Consider the following 5,237-nt stretch of genomic DNA (forward strand, 5'->3'; position numbering starts at 1 on the left):
GAATTTGACAAGCGTAACGTTAAAGTTCTAGCCTTGAGTGTGGATAGCGTGGACTCCCATAAAGGTTGGATTAACGACATTAACGAAACCCAAAACACCACCGTTAACTATCCTATTATTGCTGATCCCGATCGCAAAGTTGCGGATTTATACGGGATGATTCACCCTAACTCCCTAAATAATCTTACAGTTCGTTCTGTCTTTATTATTGACCCCAACAAAAAATTACGTCTAACTCTTACTTATCCTGCCAGTACCGGACGTAACTTTGATGAAATCTTACGGGTGATTGATTCCCTACAATTAACCGATTATCATCAAGTAGCTACCCCCGCTAACTGGAAAGATGGAGAAGATTGTGTGGTTGTTCCCTCCATTCCCACAGAAGAAGCAAAACAAAAGTTTCCCAAAGGTGTTACAGAAGTTAAACCCTATTTACGTATGACTCCTCAACCCAATAAATAGCATAAGTGTTGTATTGAAACACCCTAGGGGTCAATGATCGTTGACCCCTGCTTTTTTTAGAGATCAGCGATCGATAATACAGATATAGCAGTACAAAGAAAGATTATGACCTTATTGTAAGGTGGGGAGTGCATCGGCCTACAAGGTTTTGTCATTTTATCCATGTCAAATAGCATAATGCGTAGTGCTATAGTTTTAATTTGATGAATGCTAGGTGATCAAAATCACAGCACTCTCCCAAAAAACAAGTTTCTCTAGAGTGGTAGAGGAATTAGGAAAAACCAGTGACCAAAAAAGAAGCCATCGAATTAGCAGTACATTATCGTTGGACTGCACAAGACGCAAAAAGAGCTTATGATGGGTTAAATTGCAAAGAAGCCAGCCAAGAAGAACTCCTCCTCGCACTTATTAAATTTGCCGGTCCAGAACTCTACCAACGACAAAAATTACAAGCAGCCCAAAAAGCCCTTGTTACGAAGAAGAAGAAGAAAATAGAAGCGATAGAAATAAAATTTGCTGAAGAAATCAGAGAAGGGGAAGAAAAGCTGCAAGAAATGAGAAGCACTTTTCTTGCTGTCATTTTTAGACTTTACGCCTTCGCCAAAACATTCGGTATGGAAGATCCTTGGATAGAAGCCTTAATTGAAGCCCACAAAGCCTATTTTGATCATCAAAACGAACCAGCAGCATGAATACTACCACACGGAAACAACTGAGAGGCTACGGACTTAGCACCTACCTAGCTACTGCCATCACCCAAAACCTAACTCCCATCCATAAAGAAGGGCGTATCCTAATCTACAACCTTAACGAAGTTATTGCGGCTATTCGTAAATATCTAAGCAAAACTCAGATCAAACCTCAAACCAGAATAACTCTAGAGAGTTTATTAGAAACCCTCTTACAGCGAATGAATAACGTAATTTCGATTCCTTTCACACAAACCTCTGATCCCCAATTAAGTCTGCTTGCGCAACAAGCCTTTAAATCTATGCGAAGTGCAGAAACCCACTTTGCCCAAATGAAAGCAACCTTAGCCACTATTAAAGGATAATGAACAGTAAACGCCTCTATCAACTGACCTTTGAACTTGACAAATGGGCATCTAAAAATCAAGACATTGTCAAGGACATTGAACAACGTTATAGTCCACGAGGACGTTTCAAGACTTGGCGTAATTCTCCAGAAGGGAAAACGTGGAAGAAGAAACAATATATCAAACAAGAGGGGGTTTGTGCCATCTGTGGTCACTGTTTAACCCTCAAAGTAGCCGAAATAGACCATATAAAACCCCTTTCTCTTTACCCAGAACTTGCAACTACTACCAGTAACTTGCAACTCGTTCATGCTCACTGCAATCGAACGAAATCCGATCACTAAAATCTTGATACACCCAATTGAAAACCGCTAAAATCAATTTATAGCGGGGGACTTAAACCCTATTTCTGCGTCTAGAAGCGGTCGGGAAACGCGCCGTCGCACGGTGAGTCCACTGCGGTCTTGGGGTCTCCCCAAGTAGAGCAAGTGGCGAACCCGAAGGGCGCAAGTTTAACCGACCAAGAGAGTAGAAAGTGCAAAACCCATCAAATTATTAGAAAAAAACTTCCTACTTCCGTTTCTACTTCTGACTTCGAGCGAAGCGATAATTTCGGGCGTTTGCTTCCCAATCTTCACAGTTAATCGCTTCTTCCGTTAAAGCTTTATAGGGATGAATGGTGCATTTTAAACAAGTTTCTCCCGTATAAAAAATACAGCGATCGCAAGGAATGGCGTGGAGTTTTTTTAGATAAACCACTCCATCTTGCATAGCGAAGAAAATAGAACAAAAAAAGCACAGTAAAACTAACCAAATAAGTAAGGGAAAAAACCAACCCATTTGGCTAACAATAATTTGTTGCAAAACCATTATACCTATTTAGAACACAACGAAAATGATTAGAATTTTTGACAACGACTTAATAAAGAACTGTTGTCTCTTTTTGATTCTACTGATACACTTTCCCAAAATAGAGCAACTTTTTCACTCACTTCTTGAGGCTTCATATAATGGAAAAAATGTCTTCCTTGCTGGCATTCCCACAAAACATCTCCTGATTTTAACCAAGGTTTCCTAGCATTCAGTTGATAAGAAGAAACCACCATATCATCTCGACTTCCCAGCACAAATAAAGGCACAGAAATGACTTCAGGAGTCACACTTAATTGTTTAATTAAAGTGTTAGGAGAAGGAGAAGATAATAAATCTTGTTCTAGAATATAAATTAATAACTCCGTTTTAAACGGACATTGACGACCAAATAAACTATAAACAATTTGGGTTAGAATAGTATGGCGATCGCAGGGTAAGGACTTGAGCATAGCATAATAATGACTCTGCCAATCTATTCCTAAATTAGCACCCACAGATAATAAGGTAAGAGAATTTACCCTTTCAGGATAGCGTTGAGCATAGATCATTCCTAACCACCCACTCAAACCATGACCAATCAAATGAACAGGATGATCCAGTTGTTTACAATAGTCGTGTAACAATACTAAAGCCACATCGAGGGTAATGGGTTCATCAGGAGTTTGCTCGTATTCCCACAAAGCAAGGCCATGCTGTTGAGAAATTTTACTAATTAAAGGACGGTTAAAGCGGTGTAATGCTGGACTCACACTTAACCATAAAGCAGTCGGAATAGAAGACATAAAAAACTCCAAATCAAGAAAAATTGAGGCACAATAAAGAGTAGAGTTGAATAAGGAAGGTTAAGAGGATGTCCATCTGTGTCTTGCAAACAACCGTTAGACACCCCTTAACCCCTTTTTATTTACACTTGCTCTAAGTTATTCAACGCAGTTTCGACTTGTTTAAAATCAAACCCCATCGCTCGCAAAGCGTGCCAGAGATGACCTTGTAAGAAGAAAAAGGCTAAGAAAAAGTGAGCATTGGCTAACCAACAACGGGGTGTATGGCGGCCGAGGTCTAAAATCGTTGTATCAGCAAAATAGGGTGTAACACAATACTACTCGGATAAGCTTGAAAAGTTGATGAAATAGGGAGTGTGGGGAGTGTGGGAGGTGTGGGGAGAATTAAGCAATACATAATGTTTTCTCTTCCCACCCTTCCCCCTCTTCCCTCTCTTCCCCATCCCTGTCTCAACAGATAAATTTGTTAACCGAGCAGTATTGGGAGGTGTGGGAGGTGTGGGAGGAAGGAGAGCAAAACTATAAAGAGGTTTTGACAATCGGATTTGGTATGAGCTAAAGATTACGCCCTGTGCTACCCTAGAATACTGGGATACAAACCGATTGAGATGTGGTGTGAGGCTCTGGATATTGTTAATAAAGTTTTAAGGGAGTCTCTTTATAAATGGCAGAAAATCGTCAATCAACGGTTATAATCACTGGCGCATCCTCTGGCGTTGGTTTATATGCAGCGAAAGCTTTAGCTGAACGAGGCTGGCACGTTATTATGGCTTGTCGTAACCAACCGAAAGCTCACCAAGCAGCTCAGTCTTTGGGAATGCCCCTCGATAGTTACACTGTTATGCAGATTGATCTGGGTAACTTAGACAGTGTCAGACAGTTTGTGAAAGATTTTCGAGGTACTGGCAAGTCTCTTGAAGCTTTAGTCTGTAATGCAGCCATCTATATGCCTTTACTCAAAGAACCCTTACGGAGTCCCGAAGGCTATGAGTTAAGTATGACGACGAATCATCTGGGCCATTTCCTCCTCTGTAATTTAATGTTAGAGGATCTCAAAAAGTCCCCCGCCCCCGAAAAGCGGTTAGTGATTTTAGGGACTGTCACCCATAACCCGGATGAGTTGGGAGGGAAAATACCCCCTCGCCCTGACTTGGGTAACTTAGAAGGCTTTGAAGCGGGTTTTAAAGAACCTATTTCTATGATCGATGGGAAAAAGTTTGAACCGGTGAAAGCTTATAAAGATAGTAAAGTCTGCAATGTTCTAACCATGCGAGAACTACATAGACGCTATCATGACAAAACTGGCATTGTCTTCAGTTCTCTGTATCCTGGATGTGTGGCTGATACCCCTCTATTTCGTAACCATTATCCCCTGTTTCAAAAACTCTTTCCTTGGTTTCAAAAGAATATTACAGGGGGTTATGTCTCCCAAGAATTAGCCGGGGAACGAGTAGCGGATGTCGTCACCAAACCTGAATATAGTCAGTCTGGGGCTTATTGGAGTTGGGGAAATCGTCAGAAGAAAGGCCGTCAGTCTTTTGTACAAAAGGTGTCCCCTCAGGCCCAAGATGAAGCGAAGGCCAAACGGATGTGGGACTTAAGTGAGTCTTTAGTGGGACTGGTTAAGGTTAGCTGATATCAAAGTTTGACGCTCTGAGCCGTAAACGGACGGAGATTCTTGGTTCAGCGACACACCTTTAAGCTATCTATCCTTACGGCAATACTTAAACCAAATACCCGTAGAACTCTACCAAGTATTAAGCCTAACTTAGATAGCCCCAGAGGGCTTATCTCCCCAAGCGTACTAGGATACAAAACCTAGAGTTATCCTGCGCCCCAGGATACTTTACTGAAATTGGTTTACTTTTCTGGATTTCGCAACTTGTTAAAGCCCATACGTTTTTATAGAGGTTGTTCGCTCCTCCGTTATCAGTGTCGCTTCACGTCGTAATCAGGGGTAGTAGCGACGAATCCTACCTGCACTGAGCTAACTTGTGAATTATAGCACAAATTGGACTGTGCGCCCTAAAGCGATGCAGCGCGGTCTTGGTGGTTCCCATCAAGGAGCGACTGCATCAAGA

7 protein-coding genes and 1 pseudogene are annotated in these 5,237 nt (G+C 41.6%); 5 read left to right on the forward strand and 3 right to left on the reverse strand.

From position 1 onward, the window contains the following. From QNJ66_RS26005 to QNJ66_RS26020, 4 genes are all read left to right on the forward strand, one after another. A partial coding sequence (locus QNJ66_RS26005; RefSeq protein WP_300511571.1) for a redoxin domain-containing protein occupies positions 1–465 on the forward strand: 465 nt, incomplete at its 5' end. A 284-nt stretch (positions 466–749) separates the two neighbouring features. Then, the gene (locus QNJ66_RS26010) at positions 750–1,157 is read left to right on the forward strand and encodes a hypothetical protein (protein ID WP_300511572.1); all 408 of its coding nucleotides are present in this window, start codon (positions 750–752) and stop codon (positions 1,155–1,157) included. Next, positions 1,154–1,519: a hypothetical protein gene (locus QNJ66_RS26015; protein WP_300511573.1), complete on the forward strand. Its 366-nt coding sequence runs from the start codon at positions 1,154–1,156 to the stop codon at positions 1,517–1,519. Before QNJ66_RS26010 ends, QNJ66_RS26015 begins: the two co-directional genes overlap by 4 nt. After that, positions 1,519–1,845 (forward strand): HNH endonuclease signature motif containing protein, encoded by a 327-nt coding sequence (locus QNJ66_RS26020; RefSeq protein ID WP_300511574.1) that lies wholly within the window; start codon positions 1,519–1,521, stop codon positions 1,843–1,845. The genes QNJ66_RS26015 and QNJ66_RS26020 overlap by 1 nt, the downstream gene beginning before the upstream one ends. A 238-nt stretch (positions 1,846–2,083) precedes the next feature. On the opposite strand, the gene QNJ66_RS26025 is transcribed toward QNJ66_RS26020, so the two are convergent. From QNJ66_RS26025 to QNJ66_RS26035, 3 genes and pseudogenes are all read right to left on the reverse strand, one after another. Then, the gene (locus tag QNJ66_RS26025; RefSeq protein WP_300511575.1) at positions 2,084–2,371 is read right to left on the reverse strand and encodes a hypothetical protein; all 288 of its coding nucleotides are present in this window, start codon (positions 2,369–2,371) and stop codon (positions 2,084–2,086) included. A gap of 29 nt (positions 2,372–2,400) precedes the next feature. Next, positions 2,401–3,156, reverse strand: coding sequence for an alpha/beta hydrolase (locus QNJ66_RS26030; RefSeq protein ID WP_300511576.1), 756 nt, complete (start codon positions 3,154–3,156; stop codon positions 2,401–2,403). Positions 3,157–3,278: 122 nt separating this feature from the next. Beyond that, a pseudogene (locus QNJ66_RS26035) lies at positions 3,279–3,467 on the reverse strand (chlorophyll a/b binding light-harvesting protein); the annotation flags it as partial. Positions 3,468–3,820: 353 nt separating this feature from the next. Between QNJ66_RS26035 and QNJ66_RS26040 the strand changes: the two are divergent. After that, positions 3,821–4,792, forward strand: a complete 972-nt coding sequence (locus QNJ66_RS26040) for a protochlorophyllide reductase (RefSeq protein ID WP_300511577.1) — start codon at positions 3,821–3,823, stop codon at positions 4,790–4,792. The last annotated feature ends 445 nt before the right edge of the window (positions 4,793–5,237 follow it).

The sequence above is a fragment of the Crocosphaera sp. genome (assembly GCF_030064895.1).
In the GTDB taxonomy this organism is placed as follows: Bacteria; Cyanobacteriota; Cyanobacteriia; order Cyanobacteriales; family Microcystaceae; genus Crocosphaera.